The following is a 15,050-nucleotide window of genomic DNA, read 5'->3' on the forward strand; positions in this document are numbered from 1 at the left end:
CAAGGAACCTAACAAAACAGCTGAAATTACTAAGGGTAGTTCTTCTGTGAAAATTGAGGGTAAACCAGTGGCGCGCATTGGTGACCCAGTTAAGACCTGTAGTGAATTACCCCCTCCCCACGGCACAATAACCCCTGGGCCTGGTAAGCCGACGAAGGTATTTATTGGCGGTTGATAAGGAGATGGAACCATGACGACTACTGATTTTCTCGGAGTGGGATGGAATTTCCCCGTAGTACTCGACCCAAATAAACAAATCGAAATGGCGCAATATGAGGATAGTGTCCGCCAGTCGATTTGGATGATTATGAGTACTTCTCCAGGAGAACGGCTGATGCGGCCAGATTTTGGCTGCGGTATTCATGATTTAGTATTCGCCAGCAACAGCGCTGGGACAGCTGGACAATTAACAGTGGAGGTACGCCGAGCCTTGACCCAGTGGGAACCACGCATTGAGGTTCTAGATGTAGGTGTTTACCCGGATGAAGATCAGCTCAACCGCCTGCTGATTGAAATAAATTACCAGGTGCGCCGTACTAATAATCGCTTTAATTTAGTTTATCCATTCTATTTAGATTATTAATTTGGAGTGTGGGGTGTGGGGTGTAGGGTGTGGGGTGTGGGGTGTGGGGTGTGGGGTGTGGGGTGTGCCACAGAATGCGATCACAACCAAATTAATCACTCGGTTAATCTTCGGGTGGGCAGTGCCACAGAATGCGATCGCAACCAAATTAATCACTCGGTTAATCTTCGGGTGGGCAGTGCCACAAAACGCGATCGCAATCAAATTAATCAGTCTCAAGCACTGCCCACCCTACATCTAGATCAACTTGTGATTAATCAAATGGTGGGGTGTGCCACAGAATGCGATCACAACCAAATTAATCACTCGGTTAATCTTCGGGTGGGCAGTGCCACAAAACGCGATCACATTCAAATTAATCACTCTCAAGCACTGCCCACCCTACATCTAGATCAACTTGTGATTAATCTTCGGGTGGGCAGTGCCACAAAACGTGATCGCAATCAAATCAATCGTAAGGTGGGCAGTGCCACAAAACGCGATCGCATTCAAATTAATGCCATGATGCACTGCCCACCCTACATCTGTTCCCTAGGTGGGCAGTGCCAACAAATGCGATCGCAATCAAATTAATCCCATGATGCACTGCCCACCCTACATCTACTGTTCCCTGTTCCCTGTTCCCTGTTCCCTACTCCCTACTCCCTACTCCCTACTCCCTAATTTCTTATGCAAGCTCCAAAGATTGATCAACGTAGCTATGAAGACATCGTTACCTATACGGAGGCGTGCGCTAAGGCGTTCACAGACTGGCGTCCTTTGGCAGATAACAAGCCGGATGGTGGTCGGTCACTAATTCGTATTTTTGGTCATCTGGCAACGATTGTCGGCGATCGCATCAATCAAGTCCCGGATAAAAATTTCCTGGCCTTTCTGGATTTGATTGGCACTAGCATTGGACCACCCCGACCAGCGCGAGTACCCTTGACCTTTTATTTGGCAACTGGTAGCACAGAAGCCTTGGTTCCGGCTCAGACGGAGGTGTCAGCACCGCCCACAGAAGGAGAGGAAGAAGAGGTCATTTTTGAGACCGAGGGTGATTTAGTCTTGACCAATGTGCAGCTCCAAGCAGTGTTTGTCCGCGAACCAGGACAAGACCGCTATAGCGATCGCACTCAGCAAGCAACGGGTCAAGAAGATGCTGCCTTTCTAACCTTTGCAGGGGATCAGCCCATCGAACATTCCCTCTATTTGGCTTGTGACCACCTGCTCACCTTACCTGAATCGAAAACTCTCACCCTAACCATTGACTCTCCTAATGCAGTTGGGTTAGCAGCAGTACCGATCACTTGGTCTTACTGGAATGGGGAGGTTTGGAAACCAATACTAGGAATTATTGAGGGCTTAGAGGTTGAAATTGGCTATGGTCAGGTTATCGTCCAACCTGGAAAGGCCATAGATTATCAAGGTCGAGAGATTAATCTCACTCAGAGAGACTCCTTGCCTTGGAGTCCTAATTCTAGTCAAACTAGGCTAGTGGTAATTTCCTACAGTGAATCAGAACCAGTCCTGGAACTAATTGCTGAGACGGATACTAGCAAACCAGCTAATACTCATATCCGTTTGGCCCGTCTAGACATTGACGACCAGAACCAAATTAGCAAGTCCTTCCCAAGCTTGACCAACTCAGGTAACAGTCAGTGGCAGGTCTCCATTGAGAATCTGCCAGTCCCCAGTCAGGATAATATTAATGGAATCAATGCTGCCTGGCTTAAAGCTCAGCTTACCAATACTCCTTTACCTCCACCTCAATCATTGCCTCAGGTCAATCACATTAGTGCTAGTGTGCAGATTCATGGCAGTGATATAGCACCAGACTTGTGCTTTTTCGATACGGATGAACTGGATCTCAGCAAAGATTTCTACCCCTTTGGTGAGGAACCTGGTTTCAACGATACCTTTTATTTCGCTAGTCAGGAAATTTTCTCTAAACCTGGAGCCGAGGTTACCGTTACTTTGGTTTTAAGTAGTGATGCTCCAGCCGTTAATACTAATGGGGGTGTGGAAGTCCGCTGGGAAGCCTGGAATGGTAGTACTTGGGAGGTAGTTAAACATAATAGTTCTGGTCTGTCTGCTGCCAACTTCACTATTGGCGGTGCATTTACTTTCACCCTCCCTGACCAGATGGAATCCCAGCCAGTGAATGGGGAAAGTAATTATTGGCTTCGTGCTCGGATTATCAGGGGTAATTATGGTACTGAAGAAGCTACCGCAGAACAAACTACCAGTACCACACTCCAGCCATCTCGTGCCATTAGCACCACACTCACTCAAGCTGTTAGCAGTGGAGTCAATACCCTACGGGTCAGTAGTGCTAGTGGCTTTCGCTCTAATGATTCTATTCTGATTGGGGCAAACACTAGTCAACCGGAATATGGTGAAATTAGTAGTATTAGCTCTAATACTCTAACTCTGACCAATAGTATCAATTCTGACCATGCCAGTGGAGCCACAGTGGAACTTTTTGAACAAGAGGTCAGTAGTGGTATCAACACCATCAAGGTAGATAGTGTCAGAGGTTTTTTGCCTAGCGATCGCATCCGGATTGATCCAGGTACTAACAATCAGGAAGACTTGGAGATTGTTAGTATCAATTTCAACGAGAATACCCTCACCCTGACGAGCAACCTCACTGACTCTCATCCAGTGGAAACCAGTGTGGTACTCCTACCAGCCTCAGCTTTAGCGCCACCAGTGGTAAAATCCCTCACCCTAAGCTATAGCTACAACTCAGGTGATTCCCCTCTCTCCGCTTGCTTGACCTACAATGATTTCACCTATGTAGATTGCACCACTCACGCTAACCAGGATGGCTCCCCCTTTGAGCCTTTTACTGCCACTCCAGACCTCCGACCCACTCTTTATTTAGGCTTTGATGCCCCCTTTGCTAACCGCCCAGTCACGATCTATGCCCAGGTAGAACCACCAGTACCAGGAGAATTAGCCACAAGTCCGACGATTACTCAGAAAGCAGTAATCGTACCAGAATATGCTAGCCCTGACCGTTGGGTGCGTTTAGGGGTGGAAGCTGATGAAACCGCTGCCATGAGTCAACCAGGTTTAGTCCGGTTTATTGGACCAACTGACTTGACAAAACAATCAGAATTTGGTAAGGATTTATATTGGCTGCGAATTCGCTGGCAATGGGGTGATTTTAGAGTGCCACCCCGACTACGGCAGTTGCTGCTGAATACAACTTGGGCAACCCAGGCAACCACGATTGAGAATGAAATCCTTGGTTCGAGTAATGGGAATCCCAATCAGACCTTCTCCACCCTCCAATTTCCTGTGTTAGACGGTCAACAACTAGAGGTCCAGGAAGAGGAAGAAACGGATCTACAAGAGGAGGTGTGGGTAGTTTGGCAAGAAGTATCAGATTTCTATGGTTCCGGACCCGAAGACCGTCACTATGTTCTCAATCACCTGACCGGAGAAGTAAGCTTTGGCAACAACCAACAGGGAAAGATACCTGCCCTAGGTAGCAACAATATCCGTATGGTTTACTACCGCACAGGTGGAGGTAAACGGGGTAACAAACCAGCTGAGACTATCACCGAACTCAAGACCACAGTACCTTATGTCGATAGTGTCACTAACCTAGAAGCTGCTAGTGGTGGAGCCGAGCAGGAGTCTCTAGAGTGGGTGAAAGAACAAGGACCGAAGACATTGCGCCATCGGTACAAAGCTGTAACTGCCCAGGACATCGAGGATTTGGTCTACCAAGCATCCACCGATGTAGCCAGGGCATGGGCAATTACTCCTGAATTTAACCCAAAAGACTTGCAATGGTTGCCAAACTACCAGCTCCCCTTAGAAGGATCAGGGACGATCACGGTCAGTTTATGGTCCCAGGGGAATAATCCTCCAACCAGCTATCAGCTACAAGTCAAGATTAATGGTCCAGGACAGACGATAGCTTATGAGGAAAAAATCTTTACCTCTGACCAATCTAGCGGACGCGAACTGACTTACAGCGTCACAGCCAGCCAATTCAGTCTGGGAACAGAATGGTACGTGACTATGCTCAACTTGGGCGATGTTAACGTTAGCGGTGATGTAAAGATTGAGTATCCTGGTGGTTCTCTGACAGGAGATTTCAACCTACCCCCTAAGACAACTAACCATGCTGATAATAGTCCTTATCTAGACAAAGAAGATTTTGGTCGAGTTGAGCTAATTGTCCTACCCGATTCTGCTGCACGTCAACCTACTCCCAGTCTGGGTTTACTTGATTTAGTCGAGGCATACATCCAAAATCGGTGCGCCCCTACCTTTGACCTGCAAGTCACTGGACCCTATTGGGTAGACGTTACAGTCACAGCCGAGGTTGTACCCCTCTCCTTAGACCTTGCCGAAGCAGTTGTCATGGGGGTCAACGATGCCCTAAACAACTTTCTACATCCCCTGACTGGTGGCGTAGAAGGTCAAGGCTGGCCTTTTGGTCGTCAACCCCATAAATCAGACCTGTATCGGTTAATCGAATCCGTCCCAGGTGTGAATTATGTTAACTCTCTCTCCATTGACCTAGCCGAAATACCTGACGAACAAAGGAAGCGATTTCTAATCTATTCCGGTGAACATCAGATTAGTTTGGGTCAGTCTTATTGAATTAAGAATGTAGAATTAAGAATTAAGAATGTAGAATTAAGAATTAAGAATGTAGAATTAAGAATTAAGAATGTAGAATTAAGAATTAAGAATGTAGAATTAAGAATTAAGAATGTAGAATTAAGAATGGTGAAGTTAGAAGTTAAAATGGTGAAGTTAGAAGTTAAAATGGTGAAGTTAGAAGTTAAAATGGTGAAGTTAGAAGTTAGAATTCACCATTCACCATTCACCATTCACCATTCACCATTCTGCCTTGTGCCTTGTGCCTTGTGCCTTGTGCCTTCTGCCTTCTGCCTTGTGCCTTCTGCCTTGTGCCTTCTGCCTTCTGCCTTGTGCCTTGTGCCTTGTGCCTTGTGCCTTGTGCCTTCACCATTCTAACTTCTAAATTCTGCCTTCACCATTCACCATTCTGCCTTCACCATTCTGCCTTCACCATTCTGCCTTCACCATTCTGCCTTCACCATTCTAAATTCTAAATTCTAAATTCTAAATTCTAAATTCTAAATTCTAAATTCTACATTCTACATTCTACATTCTACATTCTAAATTCTCACAACCAACTAATGACAAATGCCACTACCACTACCTAACCTAGATGACCGTAATTATGCTGACCTCTTAGAAGAGGCTATTTCTCTAATACCGAAAGAGTATCCTGATTGGACTGACCACAATCCTACTGACCCTGGCATCATCTTGATCGAGATGTTGGCTTGGTTGACGGAGATGGTGATTTACCGGACTAATCAGATCCCAGATGAAAACCAAAAAATGTTTCTGAAGCTGCTTAATGGTCCGGAATGGCAGCTGGAAGGAGATTTGCAGGCAGCATTGCAGCAAACCATTGTGGATTTGCGGCAACGCTATCGGGCAGTTAGTAGTGAGGATTTTGAACAGCTGGTACTACAAGACTGGCTGGAAACACCAACAGCTAAAGCGTTTGGTCCTTTTGGTGTAATCACTAGGGCAAAATGCGTTTCTCAGCGGAATCTGGCTTTGACTGAACCAACTGCCAGAGAAGAACCAGTCCCAGGACACATTAGCTTGCTGGTGGTTCCTCAAACTTTGGTTGATAACTACAGTTTGCTCTCCTTTGATGGGCGGAATGATTATCTGGAAATCCCTCACTCAGACCAACTCAATTTTGCTAACGACCAAGACTTTACCATTGAAGTTTGGATTAGGGTAAATAAAGTCCAAGCTAGAACCCAAGAAACCCATAATAGTATCCTAGAAAAAGGGAGGGGTTATGGCGGTTTTCCTTATGGGATTAGATATGAAAATCGCTCGGGTAAATTACAGGTAACTAGAAGTGATGGGACTAAATTTGCTACCATTAATTCTACCAAAGTCATTAATGATGACAATTTTCATCATGTTGCTTTTGTCAAAGATAGTTCAACACTGTACTTATATCTTGATGGAGAATTAGAAGGCTTTACTGAAGATCCCAACTCAGATAATACAATTAATAATTCATCTCTTTATCTGGGTCGTCGAGGTAACCAAAGCCATGATTTCCAAGGCATAATTACTCAATTGCGGATTTGGGAAGGAGTGCGCTTAGAGGCAGACATTAAACAGGAGATGAATGAGTATCTCCAAGGGACAGAAAAGGGATTAGTTGGTTATTGGAATTTGGATGAAGGCTCTGGTACCATTGCTAAAGATAAGACTCCTAACCAAAATCATGGAACTATCCAAGGAGCCAGTTGGTATCAACCCAATATCACTGCTTCACTGTTGCGAGGCTTATGGTCTTTCTTGGATGAACGGCGGTTGCTGACTGTACGCCATCACGTAGTTACCCCAGACTACCTACCCTTGCGAGTTTGGGCGCGACTCTATCTAGTTGCGGGGAGCAATGCCCAGCAGGTTCAAGACCAGGCAAACCAAGAGGCACAAGCTTTCTTCCACCCAGTTAATTCCCAGTCTTATTGGGATGGTCAGGGTTGGCCTTTTGGTAGGAGTATTTATGTTTCGGAATTGTATCAATTACTGGATAGAATTCCTGGGGTGGACTATGTCGAAGATATCATGATCCATACTCATGATCTAACTACTACTATCTTAACTCAGCCAAGCTCAAGACCCCAGACTCAGATTACAGTTAAAGATACAACCGGTTTTGCTGTAGGTGATACTATTCAACTAGACCCCAGTAATAGTGATCAGGAATACTATACGATTAGTAGTATTGAGGAAGGACCAAACCAATTGACTTTGTCCTCAGCTTTAAATGAAGCTTATGGAGTTGGGACAATGGTTGTTCGTTGCCTCTCTTCTCAAGTTAATACTTCCATCTCTAACCGGGAATTCTCGGTATATCAGGTAACAGAATTAGCAGCAGGGGATACAGTTCGCATCATTCCCACTAATCGCAATCCAGAAAATCGAGAAATTGAGAGTGTTAATTATTCTAGTAAGAGAATTACTCTTAAAGAACCTCTCAGTCAAACTCCAGCTAGAGGTACAAAGGTGGTTCAGTTAGCAACTTGGCGGGAGGAACGCAGTAAACCGAAAGAAATTGGTCTGTTTATCCAAAAAGAACTGATCAGAGTTAAGCTCAGAGACTATGAGTTAGTAGACTTTAACGTAGAGATGAATTTAGTAATCATGGAATACATCGGGAATCAATGGCAATTAAGTAGCTCGTAAGCTATCAGCTATCAGCGTGTCGCGTATCAGCTATAGCAAAGGGAACAGGGAACAGGGAACAGGGAACAGTGGAAAAGAATTCACGAAAACAGTATCATAAAACCGCTTTTGCAAGAGGTCTACTCTTAATAAAAATCTCCCCCATCTCCCCATCTCCCCATCTCCCCATCTCCCCATCTCCCCACTATTCCCTATTCCCTATTCCCTATTCCCTTTTTCGACAATTCCTGTGTTTAAAACCTAGATACAAACGCGCTTATGTCCAACAACCTAAGTACCTATCTAAACTATCTACCAGCTAACTTTCAGGAAGACCCTTTTGTTGGTCGGTTCCTGCTGGCTTTCGAGCGGGTAATGAGTGGCTTACCCCGGGATACTGATGATCCAAATCCTGAGCAGTTGGCTCTAGAAGAGTACATTGACCGTATCCCTACTTACTTCAATCCCTATAATCATCCTGATGTACCAGTAGAGTCAGACATAGCACCAACTGAGTTTATACCTTGGCTGGCCAGTTGGGTAGCTTTAAGTTTGCGAGATGATTGGAGCGAGGAGGTTAAACGCCGTTTCATCAGCAATATTGTCCCTCTCTATCGCCAACGGGGGACTAAGGCGGGAGTGAAGCAAATGCTAGAACTTTACACTCAAGAAGACGTCAAAATCTACGAATTTGAAGAACCTGCTCACTACTTCCAGGTGACAATCACCTTGAACGAGCCAGACCTTAAACTGCTGGGACGTCAGGAAGAGATTGCTAAGGCAATTGTGAATCAGGAGAAACCAGCTCACACGTTTTATGCTTTGCGAGTGTTAGTACCTGCTATGCAAATTATTAATCAGCCCACTGAGAGTAAACCAGGCATCATCGTTGGGGAGACTACATTACTGGGCAGTAGATATGTATCATAACTTAGGGAGTCGGGAATCGGGAGTCGGGAGTCGGGAGATGGGGAGATGGGGAGATGGGGTGATGGGGAGATGGGGTGATGGGGTGATGGGGTGATGGGGACTGTGGGGAGTATTTGCCTATTGCCTATTGCCTATTGCCTATTGCCTATTCCCTGTTCCCTGTTCCCTATTCCCTGTTCCCTAAAAACATCTACCTCACCCAATTCAAAACTGCAATAAACAATAACTAGGAGAATTACCATGGCAGATTATACTCAGTATCCTTACATTGACAAGAGAGTACGTTACTTTGATGGTGAGTTTTTAAAAGACCAGGATTTTATTGATGAACAAAAATATCATATTGACCGACAGCGCCGCCTAGACCAATTCCTCCGGGTTTCGGGAATTTGTGATGGTTTGACCCTTGAGACTACTACTGATCAGGTGATTGTTACCCCTGGTACGGCTCTTGACAGTCAAGGTCGTCAGATTATTTTGAGTACAAACTCTCCGCCAATTGATCTCAGTAGCTACAGAGATCAAGAAGTTGACTTAGTTATTTCTTATCAAGAAGAACAATCAGATCAATTAACTGAGGGGGGTTTGGGTAGTAGTGGTGCTAGGCGCTGGCACGAAAAACCCAATATCCAAGTTGCTGCCTTGGGAAATTTGCCTGAAGACTCAGTTGTTTTAGCAAGGCTGGCAATTAATCGCAGCGGTGTTGTTACTCTTGATTTCACTGTACGTCAGTATTCTGGAGTGCGTTTGCCTAGTGGTAATTTGAGTAATGGTGAAATTACTGGACCGATACTGCGTTCTGATGGTAATAGTGCTAGTAGTTTGGTTGTTATTGATGGTGATTTGAGTGTTACAGGTGATACCACTCTCAATAGTAATCTTAGTGTAGCTGGCAGCTTTAGTGCTAGCAGTAACACCTCTGGTGAGCGTACTCTGCTGATGGAAGCTCCCAACAGCAGCAATCATCGCGGTGACGGTACTCAAGGGGCAACCGGCTTAGTCTATCGAGTCGAAGACAATCCCCCTGAGGGTGATCCTATCTTCCAAGTGAGAAGCTCAGGGGAAGCAGTTCGTTTCTTTGTAGACCATGTTGGATGGACTGGCAGTGCAGACAATTCTGCATGGTTTGGAGGTACTGAAGATAACTACTTCGCAGGCAAGGTTGGTATCGGCACCACAGATCCAGGTTCATCAAAGTTAAAAGTACAAGGGGATTTAACTGTTACAGGCAATGCCACCCTCGAAAGTTTGACCCTCAACGACAATTTCAGCCTAGGCGGTTCTAATACCCTTGGTTTTGATTCTCAATATAGGCAGATGATAAATTTGTATAACCAAGATTATGGCATTGGTGTTCAGAGTAATACACAGTATTTTCGCACGAATAAGAACTTTGCCTGGTACAAAGATGGCTCTCATAACAATGGAGAACTTAATGCTGGTGGTGGCACAGTCGAGATGGTAATTAAAAATGGTAATGTTGGGATCGGCACCACAGATCCAGGTTCATCAAAGTTAAAAGTAGATGGGACTTTAAGTGTTGCAGATAATGCAACTTTCAATAAAGATTTGAGTGTCAGTAGCGATTTGACTGTCACAGGCAATGCCACCCTCGAAAGTTTGACCCTCAACGACAATTTCAGCCTAGGCGGTTCTAATACCCTTAGTTTTGATTCTCAATATAGGCAGATGATAAATTTGTATAACCAAGATTATGGCATTGGTGTTCAGAGCCAGACACAGTATTTTCGCACCGATAAAAACTTTGCCTGGTACAAAGATGGCTCTCATAACAATGGAGAACTTAATGCTGGTGGTGGCACAGTCCAGATGGTAATTAAAGATGGTAATGTTGGTATCGGCACCACAGATCCAGGTTCATCAAAATTAAAAGTACAAGGGAATTTGACTGTCACAGGCAATGCCACCCTCGAAAGTTTGACCCTCAACGACAATTTCAGCCTAGGCGGTTCTAATACCCTTGGTTTTGGCTCCCAAACTAGGCAGATGATAAATTTGTATAACCAAGATTATGGCATTGGTGTTCAGAGCCAGACACAGTATTTTCGCACCGATAAAAACTTTGCCTGGTACAAAGATGGCTCTCATCACAATAACGAACTAAATGCTGGTGGTGGCACAGTCCAGATGGTGATTAAAGATGGTAATGTTGGTATCGGGACAACGAATCCGAATCAGATGCTGGATGTGGTAACCTCAACAAGCTATAGCAACAGAGTAGTTGGAAGGTTTTACCGTCCTGCCGGTGACACTGCTGCATTAATTGAATGTGGTGATGGCAACGAAGCTTTCATTCAATTCAAAAACCAAAACACAGGAGGCAATTCCTGGATGGTTGGTATGGATGACGAGCAATTCAAGATTGCCTATGGCTCTTCAGAAATTACCGATGCTAACCAAAAACTCACTGTCGAACAAAATGGTGATATCAAAGTTCAAGGTCAAAAACCTTTCGAGATTAAAAAATTTGGACCCTTCTCGGGCAGTGACAGTTACAATACCTTATATTCGACTAGTGATTGGGAGGCGGTCATTGCTGGTTTTCGAGCGCTATCGGGAGATATTGCTGAGGCGGGTCCACCCACCAACATCATTCAAGTTTACACCTACATAAATGGAAACAGATGGTATATTTATGCCGATTTCGCCAGCCATGACAATGAGCATGAATATTGGTATGTCTGGGTACTGTTTATCCGCAAGGAGGTTGTAAGCTTTGTCGGGTCAAGGTAAACGCATCGAAGTTTATGAGTTCTATATATAGAATCGTAGGGTGGGAATTGCTGAGGAAGATATTTCATCAGTTACCCCATAAATTAAATGGGCAATGCCCACCAATGCCCAATATCCATAGCCTAACCAACCCAATATCCATAGTTTATTGACCACGATTTTTATTTTGAAATACCTTTTCCTTACTGATTAAACTAAACCATGAAAGAAAAACTCGAACAACGCTTACAATCCCTAAAAACCGAATACGAAGCTGGTCAAAAAATGCTAGCGGAACTAGAAGCAAAACAAGCCAACTTGCGAGAAACCTTACTCCGCATTAGTGGCGCAATTCAGGTACTGGAAGAAACCTTAGGGGAACCAACTGATACAGCGGAAAACAACACTAAGCCATCGGAGGCAGTAGTAGTTGAATCCTAGGGTGGCCATTGCTGATAAATATCAAAATTGAACGGCGATCGCGTAGCGTGACCAAAGGTCAATCAATGAAATAGGCAATGCCCACCAATACCCAAAAGAATGTAGAATGAAGAATTGAGAATGTAGAATGAAGAATTGAGAATCGTAGGGTGGGCATTGCTGATAAATATCAAAATTGAACGGCGATCGCGTAGCGTGACCAAAGGTCAATCAATGAAAAAGGCAATGCCCACCAATACCCGTAGGGTGGGCATTGCTCAGGTGAATTCCGGCAGGATTTGGGGTTGGTTTGAAGCAATACCCACCCTACAAAATGCGATCGCTCTTCTTCTGACCGGGTGCATCTCATATTTGTAAAAAAGTCAACAATCGTAGGGTGGGCATTGCTTAGTATAGCGCTACGCGCAAGGCAAGAGGCAAAAGATAATCGTAGGGTGGGCATTGCCGATAACGATCATGATTGAACGGCGATCAATTAAATAGGCAATGCCCACCAACCAGGTATTGGTGGGCAAAGAGTGATGTGAATTCCGGTAGGGTTGGGGGTTGGAAACCGGCAATGGGTACCCTGGTTGGTGGGCAAAGAGTGATGTGAATTCCGGCAGGATTTGGGGTTGGAAACAGGCTTTTCCCACCCTACAGAATGGTTACGCTATCAACTTTGATTAGTTAGCCTAGAAATTAAACTAGCAATGCCCAGGAATCATCAACCATGCCCGAATATCGTCGAGCCTATGTCCCAGGTGGAACCTTTTTTCTGACCCTGGTAACCTACCACCGCACCCCTCTGTTTTCCGAACCGGAAACTATTGCCTATTTGCGTGCTGCACTTGCTAAAACTCGCACTGAGAGACCTTTTGAAATTACTGGTGCAGTTGTTTTACCTGACCATATTCATTTTTTGTGGACTCTACCCCCAGAGGATACAGCTTATTCATACCGGGTTTCTCGGTTTAAGGTGTTGTTTACGCGATCGCTACGGGGTAAAAAATTCAAGCCACAGAATGTATCGGCATCCCGTCGTAAACACAGAGAAAGTAATGTTTGGCAGCGCCGATTTTGGGAGCATGTGATTCGAGATGAATCTGACTTGCAACAGGTTTTAGATTATATTCATTACAATCCCGTCAAACATGGGTTGGTATCTTGTCCTCATCGGTGGGAGTATTCGAGTTTCACCAGATGGGTTGAAAGAGGTCAGTATCAGATCGATTGGCGTTGTTGTTGCCGGGGGGAGACAACCATTAGTTCCAGATTTTTCGGAAATTGGAGCCAGGATTGGTGAGTGAATTATCAACGGTTGATGGGCATTACCCAGATAATCGTAGGGTGGGCATTGCTGATTAAAATCAAAATTGAACGGCGATCAATTAAATGGGCAATGTCCACCAATATCCAAGAATCCATGGGTACTTGGATATTGGTGGGCATTGCTCAGGTGAATTTGGGCAGCATAGGGGGTTGGAAACCAGCAATGCCCACCCTACAAAATGCTACTTGGTTGGTGGGCATTGCTCAGGTGAATTTGGGCAGCATAGGGGGTTGGAAACCAGCAATGCCCACCCTACTACTACAAAATGCTAGGAAGTCATATCAGATCGAACCAGACGATTTATTAGCGCTATACTTTATGGTAGATAACCCCAAATCAACTTCCAATAATGGAAACAATTAAACTACAGAGTGACTGGGATTCACTAGCCTTGATAGAGTTATTCTGCACTGAACCTCAAACTGTTCGAGCTCAGGATGGTTATTGGTGCTACGAAGTAACCGATACCTCAGATACCACTCTCAAGTTTGGGGTTAATACCATTACTGAATCTATACAAATAGAGCTAAAGCTTGCCGGAGAGTCCAAAGCAATCCTGAGCTTTGAATTAATAGAATCCATCGAAATTATAGACTATCATCAAGGAAAATTTTCTTTTATAGTCGCCCCCGATAATCAAGCAATAAAGACTGTAATGACGATTGAACTACGTCCTAAAATCCAGGTTCACTGTTCTACCCTAAGTCTATCACCTCAGAAAAATTAGGAATTTAGAATTGAGAATTTAGAATTGAGAATTTAGAATTGTAGGGTGGGCATTGCTTAGAAAGATCAAAATTGAACGGCGAACCATGAAATGAGCAATGCCCACCAATACCAAAAATAATGTAGAATGAAGAATTGAGAATTGAGATAATTGTAGGGTGGGCATTGCTGATAAAGATCAAAATTGAAGGCCGAACCATGAAATGGGCAATGCCCACCAATACCAAAAATAATGTAGAATGAAGAATTGAGAATTAAGAATTGAGTCGCGAGAATCGTAGGGTGGGCATTGCTTAGAAAGATCAAAATTGAACCCCGATCAATGAAATGGGCAATGCCCACCAATACCAAAAATAATGTAGAATGAAGAATTGAGAATTGAGATAATTGTAGGGTGGGCATTGCTTAGAAAGAACAAAATTGAACCCCGATCAATGAAATGGGCAATGCCCACCAATACCAAAAATAATGTAGAATGAAGAATTGAGAATTGTAGAATTGTAGGGTGGGCATTGCTGATAAAGAACAAAATTGAACCCCGATCAATGAAATGGGGAATGCCCACCAATACCCAATAATCTTTTCCCACCCGACAAAATGCGATCGCTATCAACCATTGGTGGGCATTGCTCAGGTGAATTCCGGCAAGGTTGAGGGTTGGAAACCAGCAATGCCCACCCTACCAAATGTGTAATCTTGCTTCTTGTGTAGGATCAAGATAGCAACAGAGTTCTCAGACCAATCATGCAACTGGAAGATTATTTTGTATTTCTTGCCCCTAATGATATCCGAGTCAGAGGCACAAGAGTAGGAATTGAAACCATCCTCTATGATTTCATCCATCGTCAGCGTACTCCTGAAGAAATTTACCAAAGTTATCCAACCCTGGAACTAGAGCAAATTTATGCTACGATTCTGTATTATCTGCATAACCAAGAAACTGTGAGTACTTACCTGACTAATTGGTTAGACCATGGTCGTAAAATGCTAGAACAACAGCAGCAAAATCCTTCCCCAGTTGTGGTCAAGCTGATGCAACTCAAGGCTGAACGAGAAGCGATCAAGAAGGGAAATGACCAA

Annotated in this window: 14 protein-coding genes and 1 pseudogene; 14 read left to right on the forward strand and 1 reads right to left on the reverse strand. The window is 44.3% G+C overall.

Annotated features, from left to right (window positions below; all coding sequences use genetic code 11):
- The first annotated feature begins 25 nt into the window (after positions 1–25).
- The 7 genes from F6K38_RS43555 to F6K38_RS24760 all read left to right on the forward strand — a co-directional run bounded on the left by F6K38_RS43555 (position 26) and on the right by F6K38_RS24760 (position 11,512).
- A complete protein-coding gene (locus tag F6K38_RS43555) occupies positions 26–175 on the forward strand; it encodes a PAAR domain-containing protein (RefSeq protein ID WP_353737220.1) in 150 nt (49 codons plus the stop codon).
- A gap of 15 nt (positions 176–190) precedes the next feature.
- A complete protein-coding gene (locus F6K38_RS24735) occupies positions 191–583 on the forward strand; it encodes a GPW/gp25 family protein (protein ID WP_287249909.1) in 393 nt (130 codons plus the stop codon).
- 57 nt (positions 584–640) lie between these two features.
- Complete coding sequence (locus F6K38_RS24740) at positions 641–1,156, forward strand: hypothetical protein (protein ID WP_287357787.1); 516 nt, start codon at positions 641–643, stop codon at positions 1,154–1,156.
- A 96-nt stretch (positions 1,157–1,252) separates the two neighbouring features.
- Positions 1,253–5,191 (forward strand): baseplate J/gp47 family protein, encoded by a 3,939-nt coding sequence (locus F6K38_RS24745; protein WP_287249904.1) that lies wholly within the window; start codon positions 1,253–1,255, stop codon positions 5,189–5,191.
- A gap of 570 nt (positions 5,192–5,761) precedes the next feature.
- Positions 5,762–7,849 (forward strand): LamG domain-containing protein, encoded by a 2,088-nt coding sequence (locus tag F6K38_RS24750; protein ID WP_287249899.1) that lies wholly within the window; start codon positions 5,762–5,764, stop codon positions 7,847–7,849.
- A gap of 258 nt (positions 7,850–8,107) precedes the next feature.
- Positions 8,108–8,758: a phage tail protein I gene (locus F6K38_RS24755; RefSeq protein ID WP_287249897.1), complete on the forward strand. Its 651-nt coding sequence runs from the start codon at positions 8,108–8,110 to the stop codon at positions 8,756–8,758.
- Between the two features lie 240 nt (positions 8,759–8,998).
- Complete coding sequence (locus tag F6K38_RS24760) at positions 8,999–11,512, forward strand: autotransporter outer membrane beta-barrel domain-containing protein (protein WP_287254175.1); 2,514 nt, start codon at positions 8,999–9,001, stop codon at positions 11,510–11,512.
- A 21-nt stretch (positions 11,513–11,533) separates the two neighbouring features.
- Here F6K38_RS24760 and F6K38_RS24765 read toward each other — a convergent pair whose 3' ends face one another.
- Positions 11,534–11,668, reverse strand: coding sequence for a hypothetical protein (locus F6K38_RS24765; RefSeq protein ID WP_287254173.1), 135 nt, complete (start codon positions 11,666–11,668; stop codon positions 11,534–11,536).
- A 45-nt stretch (positions 11,669–11,713) separates the two neighbouring features.
- On the opposite strand from F6K38_RS24765, the gene F6K38_RS24770 reads away from it, so the two are divergent.
- From F6K38_RS24770 to F6K38_RS24800, 7 genes and pseudogenes are all read left to right on the forward strand, one after another.
- On the forward strand, positions 11,714–11,932 hold the full coding sequence (locus tag F6K38_RS24770) for a hypothetical protein (RefSeq protein ID WP_287254172.1): 219 nt from the start codon (positions 11,714–11,716) through the stop codon (positions 11,930–11,932).
- 156 nt (positions 11,933–12,088) lie between these two features.
- Positions 12,089–12,289 (forward strand): hypothetical protein, encoded by a 201-nt coding sequence (locus F6K38_RS24775; RefSeq protein WP_287254171.1) that lies wholly within the window; start codon positions 12,089–12,091, stop codon positions 12,287–12,289.
- Positions 12,290–12,644: 355 nt separating this feature from the next.
- Positions 12,645–13,221: pseudogene (locus F6K38_RS24780) on the forward strand (REP-associated tyrosine transposase).
- Positions 13,218–13,607, forward strand: coding sequence for a hypothetical protein (locus F6K38_RS24785; RefSeq protein ID WP_287254168.1), 390 nt, complete (start codon positions 13,218–13,220; stop codon positions 13,605–13,607). The pseudogene F6K38_RS24780 and the gene F6K38_RS24785 overlap by 4 nt, the downstream one beginning before the upstream one ends.
- Positions 13,594–13,971 carry a hypothetical protein gene (locus F6K38_RS24790; RefSeq protein WP_287254166.1) on the forward strand — a complete coding sequence of 126 codons (378 nt, stop codon included), beginning with the start codon at positions 13,594–13,596 and terminating at the stop codon, positions 13,969–13,971. Before F6K38_RS24785 ends, F6K38_RS24790 begins: the two co-directional genes overlap by 14 nt.
- Positions 13,972–14,520: 549 nt before the next feature.
- The gene (locus F6K38_RS24795) at positions 14,521–14,664 is read left to right on the forward strand and encodes a hypothetical protein (RefSeq protein WP_287254164.1); all 144 of its coding nucleotides are present in this window, start codon (positions 14,521–14,523) and stop codon (positions 14,662–14,664) included.
- A gap of 50 nt (positions 14,665–14,714) precedes the next feature.
- Positions 14,715–15,050, forward strand: a 336-nt coding sequence (locus F6K38_RS24800) for a DUF433 domain-containing protein (RefSeq protein WP_287357790.1), incomplete at its 3' end; no start/stop codon positions are given.

Source organism: Moorena sp. SIO3B2 (assembly GCF_010692525.1).
Taxonomy (GTDB): Bacteria; Cyanobacteriota; Cyanobacteriia; order Cyanobacteriales; family Coleofasciculaceae; genus Moorena; species Moorena producens.

Coding starts and splice junctions, on each gene's coding strand:
- F6K38_RS24735 (WP_287249909.1), top strand. CDS start 191: ATGACGACTACTGATTTTCTCGGAGTGGGATGGAATTTCCCCGTAGTA.
- F6K38_RS24745 (WP_287249904.1), top strand. CDS start 1,253: ATGCAAGCTCCAAAGATTGATCAACGTAGCTATGAAGACATCGTTACC.
- F6K38_RS24750 (WP_287249899.1), top strand. CDS start 5,762: ATGCCACTACCACTACCTAACCTAGATGACCGTAATTATGCTGACCTC.
- F6K38_RS24755 (WP_287249897.1), top strand. CDS start 8,108: ATGTCCAACAACCTAAGTACCTATCTAAACTATCTACCAGCTAACTTT.
- F6K38_RS24760 (WP_287254175.1), top strand. CDS start 8,999: ATGGCAGATTATACTCAGTATCCTTACATTGACAAGAGAGTACGTTAC.
- F6K38_RS24770 (WP_287254172.1), top strand. CDS start 11,714: ATGAAAGAAAAACTCGAACAACGCTTACAATCCCTAAAAACCGAATAC.
- F6K38_RS24790 (WP_287254166.1), top strand. CDS start 13,594: ATGGAAACAATTAAACTACAGAGTGACTGGGATTCACTAGCCTTGATA.
- F6K38_RS24795 (WP_287254164.1), top strand. CDS start 14,521: ATGGGGAATGCCCACCAATACCCAATAATCTTTTCCCACCCGACAAAA.